The sequence below is a fragment of the Streptomyces gobitricini genome, from assembly GCF_039532985.1.
Taxonomy (GTDB): Bacteria; Actinomycetota; Actinomycetes; order Streptomycetales; family Streptomycetaceae; genus Streptomyces; species Streptomyces gobitricini.
Window position 1 is genome coordinate 46601 of sequence record NZ_BAAASR010000035.1, and the last position, 15043, is coordinate 61643.

General features: G+C 73.8%; 13 protein-coding genes. 11 read left to right on the top strand and 2 right to left on the bottom strand.

The window, feature by feature from the left end:
- Window positions 1–38 precede the first annotated feature (38 nt).
- The 8 genes from ligD (at window position 39) to ABD347_RS26620 (ending at window position 10048) form a co-directional block, all read left to right on the top strand.
- Window positions 39–923 carry a non-homologous end-joining DNA ligase gene (gene ligD, locus ABD347_RS26585; RefSeq protein ID WP_344365903.1) on the top strand — a complete coding sequence of 295 codons (885 nt, stop codon included), beginning with the start codon at window positions 39–41 and terminating at the stop codon, window positions 921–923.
- The gene (locus ABD347_RS26590) at window positions 920–1867 is read left to right on the top strand and encodes an ATP-dependent DNA ligase (RefSeq protein WP_344365905.1); all 948 of its coding nucleotides are present in this window, start codon (window positions 920–922) and stop codon (window positions 1865–1867) included. Before ligD ends, ABD347_RS26590 begins: the two co-directional genes overlap by 4 nt.
- Window positions 1868–2275: 408 nt before the next feature.
- Window positions 2276–4483, top strand: a complete 2208-nt coding sequence (locus tag ABD347_RS26595; RefSeq protein ID WP_344365907.1) for a PBS lyase — start codon at window positions 2276–2278, stop codon at window positions 4481–4483.
- Window positions 4480–4725 (top strand): zinc-ribbon domain-containing protein, encoded by a 246-nt coding sequence (locus ABD347_RS26600; protein ID WP_344365910.1) that lies wholly within the window; start codon window positions 4480–4482, stop codon window positions 4723–4725. Before ABD347_RS26595 ends, ABD347_RS26600 begins: the two co-directional genes overlap by 4 nt.
- A gap of 216 nt (window positions 4726–4941) precedes the next feature.
- Complete coding sequence (locus tag ABD347_RS26605; protein WP_344365913.1) at window positions 4942–5664, top strand: hypothetical protein; 723 nt, start codon at window positions 4942–4944, stop codon at window positions 5662–5664.
- Entirely contained in the window at window positions 5664–6947 is a 1284-nt protein-coding gene (locus ABD347_RS26610; protein WP_344365967.1) for an ATP-binding protein, read from the top strand. Before ABD347_RS26605 ends, ABD347_RS26610 begins: the two co-directional genes overlap by 1 nt.
- A gap of 189 nt (window positions 6948–7136) precedes the next feature.
- Window positions 7137–8516: an FtsW/RodA/SpoVE family cell cycle protein gene (locus tag ABD347_RS26615; protein ID WP_344365915.1), complete on the top strand. Its 1380-nt coding sequence runs from the start codon at window positions 7137–7139 to the stop codon at window positions 8514–8516.
- A complete protein-coding gene (locus tag ABD347_RS26620) occupies window positions 8513–10048 on the top strand; it encodes a penicillin-binding transpeptidase domain-containing protein (protein WP_344365917.1) in 1536 nt (511 codons plus the stop codon). Before ABD347_RS26615 ends, ABD347_RS26620 begins: the two co-directional genes overlap by 4 nt.
- A gap of 238 nt (window positions 10049–10286) precedes the next feature.
- Here the strand turns inward: ABD347_RS26620 and ABD347_RS26625 are convergent, their stop codons facing one another.
- The gene (locus ABD347_RS26625; protein ID WP_344365919.1) at window positions 10287–11192 is read right to left on the bottom strand and encodes a hypothetical protein; all 906 of its coding nucleotides are present in this window, start codon (window positions 11190–11192) and stop codon (window positions 10287–10289) included.
- A gap of 36 nt (window positions 11193–11228) precedes the next feature.
- Window positions 11229–12332, bottom strand: coding sequence for a ferritin-like domain-containing protein (locus ABD347_RS26630; RefSeq protein ID WP_344365921.1), 1104 nt, complete (start codon window positions 12330–12332; stop codon window positions 11229–11231).
- 160 nt (window positions 12333–12492) lie between these two features.
- On the opposite strand from ABD347_RS26630, the gene ABD347_RS26635 reads away from it, so the two are divergent.
- From ABD347_RS26635 to ABD347_RS26645, 3 genes are all read left to right on the top strand, one after another.
- On the top strand, window positions 12493–13428 hold the full coding sequence (locus ABD347_RS26635) for an AurF N-oxygenase family protein (protein WP_344365924.1): 936 nt from the start codon (window positions 12493–12495) through the stop codon (window positions 13426–13428).
- Window positions 13429–13500: 72 nt separating this feature from the next.
- Window positions 13501–14229 (top strand): TetR/AcrR family transcriptional regulator, encoded by a 729-nt coding sequence (locus tag ABD347_RS26640; RefSeq protein ID WP_344365927.1) that lies wholly within the window; start codon window positions 13501–13503, stop codon window positions 14227–14229.
- A 21-nt stretch (window positions 14230–14250) separates the two neighbouring features.
- Entirely contained in the window at window positions 14251–14517 is a 267-nt protein-coding gene (locus tag ABD347_RS26645; protein ID WP_344365929.1) for a hypothetical protein, read from the top strand.
- Window positions 14518–15043 lie beyond the last annotated feature (526 nt).

Genomic DNA, 15043 nt, shown 5'->3' on the forward strand with positions numbered 1-15043 from the left:
TTCATCCCTTTCGTCCTGATTCGTGGGATTCTCATGGTATGACGCCGATCACGGAGGTGGAGGGGCGGCGCCTGGCGCTCAGCAACCTGGAGAAGGTCATCCATCCCGCCACCGGGACCACCAAGGGCGAGCTCCTGCACTATTACGCCACCGTCGCCCCCTGCCTCCTCCCCCACCTGCTGGGCCGTCCCCTGTCGTTCCTCCGCTATCCCGACGGCCCCGACGGCCAGCTGTTCTTCACCAAGAACCCGCCGCCCGGCACACCCTCCTGGGTGAAAACCGTCTCCGTCCCCCGCTCGGAGGACAAGAACGCCCGCCAGGTGCTCGTCCAGGACCTCCCCTCCCTGATGTGGGCGGCGAACCTGGTCGTGGAGCTCCACACCCCCCAATGGCTGGCCGACGCCCCCGCCCTCGCCGACCGGCTCGTCCTGGACCTGGATCCCGGCCCGCCCGCGACCGTCGTGGAGTGCTGCCGGGCCGCGCTCTGGCTGCGCGAGCGCCTCGCGGAGGACGGCCTGGAGGCGTACGCCAAGACGTCCGGCGCCAAGGGCCTGCACCTGTACGTACCGCTGGAACCGGCCCCTGCCGAACGGGTCCAGGCGTACGCGAAACAGCTCGCCGTCGAGGCCGAGGCGGAGCTCCCGGCGCTGGTCGTGCACCGGATGACCAAGGCGCTGCGCCCCGGCAAGGTCTTCGTGGACCACAGCCAGAACAACGCCGCCAAGACCACGGCCGCCCCCTACACGCTGCGCGCCCGCCGTGAACCGGCCGCCTCGGCGCCGGTGACCTGGGAGGAGGTCGAGGCCTGCGGCGACCCCGCGCAGCTGACGTTCCTCATGGCGGACATGGCGCCCCGGCTCCAGGACTACGGCGACCTGCTGGCACCGCTGCTGGACCCGGACAGGGCGGGGCGGCTGCCGTGACGCTGAAGCCGCCGTTGCGGGTCGCCCTCGCGCAGACCGTGGGCACGCTGCCGCGCGAGCCGGGACTCGCGTACGAGCCCAAGTTCGACGGTCACCGGATGGTGATCTTCCGGGAAGGTGACGGGGTGGTGCTCCAGGCCCGCTCGGGACGGATCGTCACGGCCGCGTTCCCCGATCTGGCCGCCGCCGCACGGGCGCTGCCGGACGGCACGGTGCTGGACGGCGAGGTCGTCGTCTGGCGGGAGGGGCGCATCGACTTCGCCGCCGTCCAGGGCCGGGCCGCCGCCACCCCCGGCCGGGCACCGGGGCTCGCGGCGCGGCTGCCCGCCTCGTACGCCGCCTTCGACGTCCTCGCCTCGGGCGGCGCCGACCTGCGGCCCCGGCGGTACGCGGTACGCCGCGAGAGGCTGGTGGAGCTCCTCGCGGACGTGGGCCCGCCGATCCAGCCCGTACCGATGACCACCGACCCGGAGCTGGCCGCGACCTGGTACGAGACGCTGCCCGGGATCGGCGTGGAAGGGCTGGTCGTCAAGCGCCTGGACCAGCCGTACAAGGCGGGCACGCGCGCGTGGCGCAAGCTCCGGCACACCGACACCCGGGACGCGGTGGTGGTCGGGTTCACCGGCAGCCGGCGGCGGCCCGCCTCCCTGGTGCTGGTCCTGCCCGACGACGACACCCCGGTCGTCTCCAGTCCCCTGCCACCGGCCCTGCGCGCCCGCGCGGGTGCCGCGCTCGCCGCGCTGCCCCAGGGGGAGCAGGGCACGGCGATGGCCGTCGGCCTCGGCGAAGTGCCCTACCGGTCGGTCCCGCCGGAGCTGAGGGCGGAGGTCGCCACCGGCACGACCCGGCACACGGTGACGACGGTGCTGCGGCTGAAGGACGAGGACCAGCGGGAGAAGGACGAGGGCCGGCGGGAGGAGAACGGCGACAAGGACCGCGCCTAGGGCGGCGGCCAGGTGCGCCGGTCGCGGGCCGTCGCGGGCCGGCACGTACGGCGAGTCCGCGTCAGCGCGGCCAGGACATCGTCCTCGTACTCCTCCCGGATGAGGCTGATCCGGCCGTTGTCCGGTTCGTATCAGTCGATGTCCCGGGCGCGCGGCAGGCGGACGCACAGCCGGTCGCGGCCCCCGGTCGGGCAGGTGTGACGCGCGGTGCGCTCATGCCCCCATCAGCCGCACGCCCATGGGAACGGCCGGGCCTCACGGGAGCGGGGGAAGGAGCCTTACGGGGGCGGGAGGGGGGCAGGAGTCGGGCGGGCGACGGTGCCGGAGCGTGTCCGATTGCCGGGGCGTCGTGCTCGGTGGTGTGGTGCACTATTGCCCCCAAGTGCAGTGTTCGCGGGGAGGGACGGCATGTTCACGGGGATCGACGAGGTCGACTGGGCCTCGCTGGGTCATGCCTACGGTCCGGCCGACGACGTGCCCGGGCTGCTGCGCGGGCTCGCTTCTCCCGATCCGATGGAGCGCGAGGTCGCGCTGGACGGCATGTACGGGGCGGTGCACCACCAGGGTGACGTGTACGACTCGACGCTCGCCTGCATCCCCTTCCTGCTGGAGCTGGTGGCCAGGCCGGAGGTCCAGGACCGTGGCTGCGTCATCGAGCTGCTGACCAGCATCGGCGGTATCGACCTGGGCGGCGACGACGAGCTGGACGAGCTCGACCCGGAGGACGAGGAGTTCGAGGACGCCGCGAACTACGCGATGGCCGCCGCCGCCGTCGCCGCCGGAGCGGACGTGTTCCTGGCGCTGGTCGGCGACGACGACCGGGAGGTGCGCCTCGCGGCGCCGGGCGCGCTCGCCTCGCTGCACCAGGACCCCGCGCGGGTGCTGGTCCTGCTCCGCGAGCGGCTGACCGCCGAGACGGACAGGGAGGTGCGGCTCGCCCTGGTGGAGGCCGTGGGCCGGATCGCCCTGCGGTACGAGTCGCTGCGGGACGAGATCGCCGACTGGCTCGGCTGGCTCACGGGCGCCGCCCAGGACCCGGCCCTGCGTCTCGCCGCCCTCGCCCAGCTGGCCCGGTGCGCCCCCGACCGGCTGCCGCGGGACGTGGTGGTGACGGTGACGGAACTGCTGGACCGGCTGCGGGAGGCGCCGGGGCACGGCGGGCGTCCGGCGCCGCCGCCCGGCCTGGAGGAGATGGCCGCCGTGGCCCGCCTCCCGGACCTCACCGACCTGGCCGTCCTCGCGGAACTGACCGAGCTGCCGGAGGTGCCCGACCAGCCGGAGGCGGTCGAGCCGCGGCCCTTGGCGCCCACCCTGGTGGGGCAGTTGCGGGAACTGCGCGAGGAGCAGCGGGCCGGGCGCGGCTCCGCGTGGGCCGACGACCTGCTGCGCACCCTGCACAGTGCCCTGGACGACCGGGTCGAGGACCGGATCGCTCTGGTCACCGCCCAGTTGCGCAGCCCCGACCGGGACCAGCGGGCGGACGCGGTGTGGATGTGCGGCGGCCTGGTGCGTACGTGGCGGGGGGCGTACGACGAGGTGGTGCGGCTCGTCGGGGCGCAGCTGGGCGACCCCGAGCCACGGCTGCGGGAGGCCGCCGTCGTGTGGCTGGAGGGCCTGTTCGAGGTGGCCCGCCCGGCGGCCGACGCGCTGGCGGCCAGGGTGGCGGCCGACCCGGCCCCCTGGGCGTCGGAGCGGGCGGGCGGCCGGCCGGGCACGGGAAGCGCGCTGCTGGCCCTCACCCGTACCGGTGACGCTCGGGCGGTACCGGCGCTGGCCCGCGCCCTGGAGGAGCCCCGCCTGGACGGCCGGCTCGGTTACGCGATCACCCACCTGGGCGAGGCCGCGGTCCCGCTGGTGCCCGCGCTGCGGTACCGGCTCGGCGGGCTGCCGCTGGACGAGGAGCTCGGTGAGGAGGCCGGTCCCCTGCTGCTGGCGCTTGCGCACCTGGGCGCGTCGGAGGCGCTGGAGGAGGTCCTGCGGGTGCTGCGCGGGGCGCCCGCGTTCCGGCGGGAGTGGGTGGTGGAGTCGTCGTTGCGGGCGCTGACCGCGTTCGGGCCGGCGGCGGGCGAGGCGGCCGGTGACCTGCGGGCGCTGCTGGACGACTGCTCGGTGGCGGTGGTGACGTCGGCGGCCCGCGCGCTGTGGGCGGTGGAGGGCGACGCCGGTGCCGTACTGCCGCGGCTGCGGGCCCGGCTGCTGGCGCCGGACGCGGCGCACCGGCGGGAGGCGGCCCGGGCGGTGGGCGCGATGGGGCGGGCGGCCGGAGCGGTGGCTCCGGAGCTGCGGGCGTGCCTGTCGGCGCCGGGGGTGTGGCTGCGGGTGGACGCGGCCGTGGCGCTGTGCCGGGCGACCGGTGACGTACGGGCGGCCCTGCCGGTGCTGGTGGGAGCCTGGAAGGAGAACCGGCACACGCGCGTGGAGATCGCCGGGTGCCTCGCGGAGCTGGGGCACGTACCGGCGGAGGCGGCCCCGCTGCTGCGGGCGGAGCTGGCCCGCGCGCGTCGGCACAACGTGTCGGAGGGCACGTCGGGCGAGCACGACGTCCATCACGACGAGAAGTTGCTGGCGCTGTGCCGACGGGCGCTGGGCCACTCCGGAGAGGAGAGCATCGGATGATCATCTTCGGGACGAAGGGGTACCTCCGGCAGCTGGCGATGCTGACGCTGGTGTGCGGCCGGTGCGGCAACCCCGCCGCGCACGCGCTGCGGAAGAGGACCACCAAGTTCACGCTGTTCTTCGTGCCGCTCTTCCCGGTGTCCACGTCGTACCGCACGCAGTGCACGTTCTGCGGCGCGGAGGAGCGGGTCACGCGGGAGCAGGCCGACCGGATGCTGTCGGGCGGCACGCGGGCGCGGTGACGCGCGGGCGCGGGGACGCCCGGCGACGGACGCGGAATGCGGGGACGCGCGGACGCGGCTGACACGCGGCGGCGGGGCGGGTGGGGTGCCTGGGGCGGCCGGGGCGGACGACCGGGGTGACCGGGCCGGGTCGACAAAAGGGACTTCCGTACGAATAAGGTTGTCGGGAAGTCCACCCGCCGGCCACCGGCGCCGCCGCATCATTCAGGGAGCACCGTGAGCCCGCACCGCCCGGCCGTGTACGCGGCGCTGCTGCCCGGCACGGCCGTGGCCGCGCTGCTGCTGGCGGGGTGCGGCGACGCGGGCGAGCTCCGGAGCGCGGGTCCCACGCCCACGGCCGTCGGCCCGGTCCGGCTCTGGCCCGACCTGCCGCCGGTCACGGCACCGCCGTACGACTACGGCGAGAGCGACACCGCTCGGGTGCCCGGTATCGAGGCTCCCGGCGGCGACGTCCACCGGGTCGACCCGGTCGCCGTCGTCCAGGCCGAGGTGGCGGCGCACCCCGACGCGTACAGCGGCCCCGACGGGATGTACGAGGAGACGGCCGGCCGGATCCGCGCGTGCGGGAGCGAGCCGGGGCGGTGCCCGGTGCTGAAGCCGTACTACCGGGACCTCACCGGGGACGGCAGGGACGAGCTGGTCGTCGGCATCCGGATGCCGGACCAGCAGACCGGGCTGCGCGTCTACATGCCCGAGAAGGGCGGCCTGACCCGGATCATGTCGACCGTCGACCAGGTCGTGGGCGTGCAGCTCGCGGGCAAGGACCTGGTCGTACGGGTCGTCTCGGCGGGCATCCCGGGGTACGAGTACCGCACCGCGTGGTCGTGGGACGCCCAGCAGCGGGCGATGCTGCCGACGCGCGACGAGATCGTCCGCGTGAAGCCCGTACCGCCGAAGCGGAGCTCTCCGCCCCCCGCGTCCCCCTCGGACGGCGCGTGATGCGCCGCCCCCGGCCGCCGGCCTGGGCGGCGACCCTGACGTGGAAGGCCGGGGTCTTCATCACGGTGATGTGCTGTGCGCTCGCCGCCCTGCTGGGCGCGCTGGTGCACGTGTCGGTGACCCGGCAGACGGTGGACACGGCGCGGGAGAAGGCGCTGGACCACCTGGCGGAGGTGACGCGCGCGTACGAGGCGGGCGAGCCGTTGCCGCCGTCCGCGGGCGTCGACCCGGACGGCCTGCCCTCCGCGCTGCGGGCGATGGCGGTCCGGGGTGAGCGCGGCACGGTGGTCGCCGACGACCCGGCGGGCCGGCCCGCCATATGGGCGGCGGGACCCGCCGACGGCCGGGCGCTGGCGGTGCGCGTGGACTACTCGCTGAGCGCGGGCACGATCAGCGGGCTGGACAAGGCGATCCTGGGCTCCTCCGTCCTGGCCATCGGCGCGACGCTGCTGGTCGGCTCGTTCGCGGTGACCCGGGTGACGCGGCGGCTGCACCTGACCGCGCAGGTGGCGAGACGCATCAGCGCGGGCGACCTGGACGCGCGGGTCAACGACCCGCGCACGAAGGACCCCTCGCGTCCGGAGGACGAAGTGGCGACGGTGTCGGGAGCGCTGGACACGATGGCGTCCAGCCTCCAGGGCAAGCTGCTGAGCGAGCAGCGCTTCACGGCGGACGTGGCGCACGAGCTGCGCACGCCCCTGACGGGGCTGTCGGCGGCGGCCGAGCTGCTGCCGCCCGGGCGGCCCGCGGAGCTGGTGCGGGACCGGGTGAAGGCGATGCGGGCGCTCACGGAGGACCTGCTGGAGATCTCCCGGCTGGACGCGCGCACCGGGACGGTCGACCTCGACGTGTACGAGCTGGGGCCGCTGGCCGAGCGGGTGGTGCGGGCGTCGGGCACGGCCACGGAGGTACGGATCGTCCGGGACGCGCGCGTGGAGACGGACAGGCGGCGTCTCGAGCGGGTGCTGGGCAATCTGCTCGCCAACGCCCACAAGCACGGCAGGCCACCGGTCGTCGTGGCGGTGGACGGCCCGGTGCTGACGGTCCGTGACCACGGGACCGGGTACCCGGAGTACCTCCTGGAGCACGGGCCCCAGCGGTTCCGTACGGAGAGCGGAGGCAAGGGCCACGGCCTGGGCCTGACCATCGCGGCGGGCCAGGCCTCGGCGATCGGCGCGGAACTCCGCTTCGGCAACGCCCCCGACGGCGGTGCGGAAGCCCGTCTGACGCTGCCCGAGTACCGCGACGCCCCGGAGCCACCCGCCCCCACCGCCGCCCGCTGACCCCCCGCTGACCTCCCGCTGACCCCACTGGCCGCCCGCCGGGCCGGAAGCCCGTGGCCGGCGCCCGCCCGCCCGCGCGGGGACGACCGGGGACGACTGGGGACGACCGGGGACGACCGCAGGCCGGTACGGCTCGACGCAGGCCCGACATAAGGGACATACGCCTCACCGCTTGCTACGTTGCGAGGCATGACCGCAACGAGGGCCGACGCCCCGCCGCCCGGGGTGCGTCTGCACAAGCGCCGGGGGGTGGAGCTGTCGCTCCTCATCGGCGCCGTCCTCATCTCCGTCCACGGCTACATCAACGTCGGCCTCGCCAGGAACGGCGCCGTCCCGCCGGACGCCGCCACCTACGGCGCCGGGCTCGGGCTCCTGGCGCTGCTCGCGCACCTGGCGGTCCGCCTCCGCGCCCCGTACGCCGACCCGCTCCTGCTCCCCATCGCGGTCCTGCTCAACGGCCTCGGCCTGGTGCTCATCTACCGCCTCGACCTGGAGACCCCCGCCGACCACGCCGCGCCCACCCAGCTGGTGTGGTCCACGCTCGGCGTCGCGCTCTTCATCGCGGTGGTCGTCCTGCTGCGCGACCACCGCACCCTCCAGGGCTACGCGTACGTGTCCGTCGCCACCGCCCTGCTCCTGTTGCTGCTGCCGATCTTCTTCCCCGCGGTCAACGGCGCCAAGATCTGGATCCGGATCGGCGGATTCTCCTTCCAGCCCGGCGAGTTCGCCAAGATCCTGCTCGCGGTGTTCTTCGCCGCGTACCTCGCCGCCAACCGCCACGCCCTCGCCTACACCGGCCGCCGCGTCTGGGGTGTGCAACTGCCCACCGGGCGGGTCCTCGGGCCGATCGTCGCGATCTGGCTGGTGAGCGTGGGCGTCCTGGTGCTGGAGCGCGACCTCGGCACCTCGCTGCTGTTCTTCGGGCTGTTCGTGATCCTGCTGTACGTGGCCACCGGCCGCACCGGCTGGGTGGCCGTCGGGCTGCTGCTGGCCGCGGCCGGCGCGTTCGTGGTCGGCGGCCTCGAACCGCACGTCCACAGCCGGGTGGAGGACTGGCTGCACCCGTTCGCCTCCATCGAGGCCGGCCGGGGCCCCGGCCAGCTCGCCCAGTCGCTGTTCGCCTTCGCCGCGGGCGGGATGCTCGGCACGGGCCTGGGACTGGGCCACTCCGTCCTGATCGGCTTCGCCGCCAAGTCCGACTTCATCCTGGCCACCGCGGGCGAGGAGCTGGGCCTGGCCGGGCTGACGGCCGTCTTCCTCCTGTACGCCCTGCTCGTGGCCCGCGGTTTCCGGACCGGCCTCGCGCTGCGGGACCCGTTCGGCAGGCTCCTCGCCACCGGCCTCGCCTCGATCCCGGCGCTCCAGGTCTTCGTCATCGCCGGCGGGGTCATGGGGCTGATCCCGCTGACCGGCATGGCCATGCCGTTCCTCGCGCAGGGCGGTTCGTCGGTGGTCACCAACTGGATCATCGTGGCGCTCCTGGTCCGCGTCAGCGACTCCGCCCGCGCCCCCGAGCCCGAAGGCGTCGAGCCGGGGGCCATCCTGCCCGCCACGACGGAGGTCCGGTGATCCCCTGCATCCGGCACGCCGCCCTCCTGTGCCTGCTCCTGCTCGCCGCCCTGCTGGTGAACGCCGCCCGCGTCCAGGTCGTCGAGGCACCGTCGCTGGACGGGAACCCGGCCAACCGGCGCCCGGTCATGGCCCGGTACGCCGAGCCGCGCGGGGACATCGTGGTCGACGGCAGGCCGGTCACCGGCTCCAAGGACACCGGTGAACAACTGCGCCACGAGCGCACGTACACCGACGGCCCGCTGTACGCCCCGGTGACCGGGTACGCCTCGCAGACGTACGGGACCGCCCTCCTGGAGCACGCCGAGGACCCCGTCCTGGCCGGTACGAGCCCGATGCTCACGCCCTTCCCCTTCTGGTACGACCTCAGCCGCACGCGGCCGCCGGGCGGGAACGTCGTCACCACGATCCGCGAGCCGCTGCAACGCGTGGCGTACGAGGCGCTCGGCGGCCGGCGCGGCGCGGTCGCCGCCCTCGAACCGTCCAGCGGGCGCGTCCTGGCGCTGGTGAGCAGCCCCTCCTACGACCCCGGCCTGCTGTCCGGGACCGGCCGCGAGGTGGCCGCGACCTGGGCCCGGCTCAACGCGGCGCGGGACCAGCCCATGCTGAACAGGGCCCTGCGGCAGACCTATCCGCCCGGCTCCACGTTCAAGATCGTGACCGCGGCGGCCGCGATGGACGCCGGGATCGTCACGGACGTCGACGCCCCGACCGGCACCCCCGACCCGTACCTGCTGCCGGGCACGCGCACCGTGCTGCCCAACGAGGCGAAGGGGTGCGGCGGCGCCTCGCTGGCGTACGCGATCCGCTGGTCCTGCAACACCGTGCTGGCCCACCTGGGGGTGAAGGTGGGGGCCTCGGGGATGCTCGACGCGGTGGCGCGGTTCGGCTTCAACGACACCTCGCTGCGCGTGCCGTCGGCGGTCGCCAGGTCCAACTTCGACAACGGGATGACGGTGGACCGGCTGGCGCTCTCCGCCATCGGCCAGTACGACACCAGGGCCACCCCGCTCCAGATGGCGATGGTCGCCGCGGCGGTCGCCAACGGCGGCGAGATCGCCCACCCGCACCTGGTGGACCGGACGACGACCGCCGACGGCGACACCGTGACCCAGCACGTCCGCCGCACCTACCGGCAGGCGATGCTGCCGCCGACCGCGCTGCGGCTCCAGCAGCTGATGGTGGACGTCGTCGACGGCGGCTCGGGCAGCAAGGCGGCCATCGCGGGCGCACGGGTCGGCGGGAAGACCGGCACCGCGCAGCACGGCGTGGGCAACATCGGCACGCCCTACGCGTGGTTCATCGGCTGGGCACAGGCGCAGGGCTCGGGCCGCCCGGCGGTGGCGGTGGCGGTGGTCGTGGAGGACGCCTCGGCCAACCGGGAGGACATCAGCGGCGGCGGCAGCGCGGCACCGATCGCCCGGTCGGTGATGGAGGAGGCGCTGCGGGAGGAGGAGCGGCGGGAGGAGGAGCGGCGCGGCGCGGCCCGCCCCGGTCAGCGGAACGGGACGGGCGGCCCGTTCGGGCCGTGACTATGGCGCGCCCCTGTGCGTCGAGCCCGCGACAGCCGAACATCGCCCGCTCCGAAGCCCGGCCGGAGTGGCGGGAGTTGGGGGACTGAACCGACGCGCCCGGCCCGTGAGCGCCGTGGCCGACGCCCTGGGCCACCGTCCGGTGGTGGAGGGGGCCGGGAAGCGTCTCCTCCACCCGCGCGAACAGGGCCCTGCGGCGCCCGGGTTCACCTTGCGGACGGCTTCCGGCCGGGACCTCTCAGCCGAGCGGCTCACGGATGTCGTCGCGGACCTCGAGGGTCAGTTCGGCGGCCGCGTTCAGGTCGATGTCCTCGGGCTTCCGGCCGGCCGAGGACGCGTCGACCACGCCGACACCGGCCACGGTGTTGCCGTCGCCCCAGGCGCACATGGGGAAGGTCACCTCGTTGCCCGCCTCGGTGTTGGTGAGCACCTCGCACTCGACCTTGACGTCGGACCCGGCGGGGGTGACGTCCTTGGCGGGTATCTCGATCCTGGCGTTCTGCCCGGTGCCCGCGCCGCGCAGCACGCTGCGGCGCTGGACGTCGGGGTTCTTGATCTGGCCGTAGAACCCGGAGACGACGAGCGCCTTGATCTCGCCGTCCTTCTCGGCGGTGTACTGCGCCACGGCCGCCCCGTCGCTCCGGACGCGGGGGTCGTACGACTCCTCCAGGACCTTCTTGCCCTCGGTGCCCGACATGTCCTGGGCGAGCGTGTACTCGCCGTCCAGGAGCGTCTTGGGGACGGTGAGCTTGTGCGTGGCGGCCGGGAAGGGGGTGTCGTCGCCGGCCGCGTCGACGACCATCTTGACGCCCAGGCCGAGGCAGCCGAGCAGGACGAGCCCCCCGGCGACGAGGCCCACGACCAGCCCGGTGCGCTTCTTCCTCGGCGGCTGCGGCATGCCGTACGGGCCGGGCAGCGGACCGCCGTAGGGGCCCGGGTACTGCTGCGGGACTCCCGCCCGCGGATCGGGGAACGGGCCCGGCCCCGGCGGCTGCTGGTACGGGCCCGCCTGCGGTCCGGGGTACTGCTGCGGGACTCCCGCCTGCGGACCGGGGAAAGGGCCCGGCCCCGGCGGCTGCTGGTACGGGCCGGGAGGCGGGCCGTACGGGCCTGGCGGCTGCTGGGGCGAAGGCGGCATGGTCATGCCCGTCAGGTTATGTCACGCGCCCGAAGCCCCTGGTCACGAGCCGCCGTCCGCGATGGCGTCCGTCACCTCCGCGACCCGCTCCGCCTCCTCCGCGGCGAAACGTTCGCGGTCGAGCCGCTCCGCGATCTCCTCGTCCTGATTCATCAGCAGGTCCAGGCTGGAGTCGCCCAGCTCGAAGACGCCCATGTCCACGTACGCCTTCTGGAGCCGCTCGCCCCACAGGCCGATGTCCTTGACGCACGGGACGATCCGGCTGAAGAGCAGCTTGCGGAAGAGGTGGAGGAACTCGGACTGCTCCGAGAACGCCTCCGCCTCCTTCCTCGAGACGCCGAAGTTCTCCAGCACCTCGACGCCGCGCAGCCGGTCGCGCATGAGGTAGCAGCCCTCGATGACGAACTCCTCGCGCTCGCGCAGTTCGGCGTCGGTGAGCTGCTTGTAGTAGTCGCGCAGCGCCATGCGGCCGAAGGCGACGTGCCGGGCCTCGTCCTGCATGACGTACGCGAGTATCTGCTTCGGCAGCGGCTTGTCCGTGGTGTCCCGGATCATGCCGAACGCGGCGAGCGCGAGACCTTCGATGAGGACCTGCATGCCGAGGTAGGGCATGTCCCAGCGGGAGTCCCGGAGGGTGTCGCCCAGCAGCCCCTGGAGGTTGTCGTTGATCGGGTACAGCATCCCGATCTTCTCGTGGAGGAAGCGGCCGTAGATCTCGGCGTGCCGGGCCTCGTCCATGGTCTGGGTGGCGGAGTAGAACTTGGCGTCCATGTCGGGGACGGACTCGACGATCCGGGCGGCGCAGATCATCGCGCCCTGTTCGCCGTGCAGGAACTGGCTGAACTGCCAGGAGGCGTAGTGTTTGCGCAGCTCGCCCTTGTCCTTCTCGGTCATCTTGGCCCAGTGGCGCGTCCCGTACAGGGTCAGCGCCTCGTCCGGGGTGCCGAGGGGGTCACAGGGGTCGACCTCCAGGTCCCAGTCGATGCGCCGGGCGCCGTCCCACTGCTTGTCCTTGCCCTTCTGGTAGAGGGCGAGCAGCCGGTCGCGGCCGTCGTCGTACTCCCAGCTGAAACGCGCCGAACCGGTGGCGGGCACCTGCCAGACCGGGTCTCCGGGATCCTTACTGTAGAGATCGTGCGTCGACACGGACGGCTCCTTCGCCTGTGCGCGGACGGGTAATTGGCAGGCTCACACGTTGGTAGACATCGAGTCAACAAGTCGGGCACAGGGGATTGACGGTCTTGCTGACAAGCAGTCTTATAAGGGATGACCCCCAGTAACGCCAACTGCGCGAGGTGCCCTGCCCATGACCACCGTGTCCGAACGCGACATCCGTCTGCTCCGCGACGCGCTCGGCCCGCTCCGGGACCGTGAACAGGTCGCGGAGCGCCTGCTCGAGTCGTCCGCCAAGCACTCCTTCGACCCCGACAAGGAACTCGACTGGGACGCGCCCCTGGAGGACGGCAGGTGGTTCTGGCCGCCGGAGCTGGTCTCCCTCTACGACACTCCACTGTGGCGGAAGATGTCCGAGGAACAGCGGATGGACCTGGCCCGGCACGAGGCCGCGTCCCTCGCCTCCCTCGGCATCTGGTTCGAGATCATATTGATGCAGCTGCTCGTCCGGCACATCTACGACAAGTCGGTCACCAGCAACCATGTCCGTTACGCGCTCACCGAGATCGCGGACGAGTGCCGCCACTCGATGATGTTCGCCAGGATGATCCAGAAGGGCGGGGCACCGGCGTACCCGGTGCCGCGCGTCTACCACAACATGGCGCGCGTCCTGAAGACCGTGTCCACCACCCCCGGTTCGTTCGCGGCGACGCTGCTGGGTGAGGAGATCCTCGACTGGATGCAGCGCCTCACCTTCCCCGACGAGCGCGTCCAGACCCTGGTGCGCGGCGTGACCCGCATCCACGTGGTGGAGGAGGCACGCCACGTCCGGTACGCCCGCGAGGAGTTGCGCCGGCAGATGGTCACCGCCCCGCGCTGGGAGCAGGAGCTCACCCGGGTCAGCTGCGGCGAGGCGGCCCGCGTCTTCTCCCTCTGCTTCGTCAACCCGCGGGTGTACGAGAACGTCGGCCTCGACCGGCGCGAGGCCGTCGCACAGGTCAGGGCCAGCGGCCACCGCCGCGAGGTCATGCAATCGGGAGCCCGCCGGCTGACGGACTTCCTCGAGGACATCGGGGTGCTGCGCGGCGTGGGCCGCAGGCTCTGGAAGAGTTCCGGCCTCCTCGCCTGAACTCGCCTGAACTCGCCTGAACTCACCTGAAGCCCGGCACCGCGCGGGCGGGGCGGAGTTACGCTGCGGGGCATGACCAGTGCCGCCACGCCCGCACCCGCGTACCGACGGCTCAGCGTCGAGGAGCGCCGTACACAGCTCCTCGGCGTCGCCCTGTCGCTCTTCGCGCACCGGGCGCCGGAGGAGGTGTCGCTCGACGACGTCGCCGAGGCGGCCGGTGTCTCGCGCCCGCTCGTGTACCGGTACTTCGCGGGCGGGAAGCAGGAGTTGTACGAGGCCGCGCTGCGGTCGGCCGCCCACGAGCTGGAGCTGTGCTTCGCCGAACCGCCCGTGGGGCCGCCCACCGAGCGGCTCGCCCGCGTCCTCGACCGGTACCTGGCGTTCGTCGACGGGCACGACACCGGGTTCAGCGCCCTCCTCCAGGGCGGCAGCGTCGCCGAGACCTCCCGTACGACCGCCATCGTCGACGAGGTGCGGCGCGCGGCGGCCGAGCAGATCCTGCTGCACCTGGGTGTGCCGGACCCCGGCCCGAGGCTGCGCATGATGGTGCGGACCTGGATCGCGGCGGTGGAGGCGGCGTCACTCATCTGGCTGGACGAGGGCAAGCAGCCGCACGCCGCCGAACTGCGTGCCTGGCTGGTCGACCACCTCGTCGCGCTGCTGACGGCGACGGCCGCGAGCGACGAGCAGACGGCGGGGGCGGCGGCGGCCCTGCTGGCGCGGGAGAGGCGCGAGGGACCGGTGGGCACGCTGGCCCGTGGCGTGCTCCCCGTGGTGAGCGACGCCGCGCACCTGCTGTGACCCCGGTGTGAGACTGGGGGCGTGCGAAGCGAGAACACACCTTTCCACGGCGGCCCCCTGGACGGCAGGGTCCTGCCCGTGCTGACCGGTCCCACCGGCCACCCGCCCAAGTGGTACACGGTCCCCGTCCCGGCCGAGGACGGCGGCCCGCCGACCGTCCACGCCTACCGCCGCGTGCCCTCCGGCTACACCAAGCGGCTCGGGCTGCAACGCGGCTGGAAGTACGAGTACGCCCCCGAGGGCCGCGAGCGGCGCGAACTGAAGTGGCCCTGGTCACAGAAGTCGTAGGATCGCGGGCGTGCACCCCGACGCGGCGCAGTCGCCGCCGACGCGCCTCTGTCGCGCCGGCGCGCCGCTGTCGCCGCGCCGCCAAGAGGGGGAGTTCCCGCATGGAATCGTCGTCGCCGCTTCAGCCGATCGGACCGCTGCGGGACGGTGACCCCCGTCGGTGCGGGCCGTACACCGCGTCGGCACGCGTGCCGGAGTCGGCGAGCGCGGTGCGGTACCTCGCCCGGGACGACGAGCCGGTGTGCGGCTGCCGTCGATCGCCGGGCGCTCCGGCACGGTCGTGCGGTTCACCGGCACGTCGGCGTCCCGCACGTACCTCTTCGCGTACGACGGGGCACGGGCGAGGAGTTGTGGCGTCCCCGTCCAGGAGGTCCTCGCGCTGAGGCCGGACGCGCCGGCCGTGCGCCAGGACCCGCGGTCGTTGACGCCGCTCCGGGCCCCGGGCGGCAGGGACACGTCGGCGGCGTACTCCAGCGCCGGCCGCGGGGACGGCGGGCGTGGTCGGCCGGCGGGACCGGATGTTCTA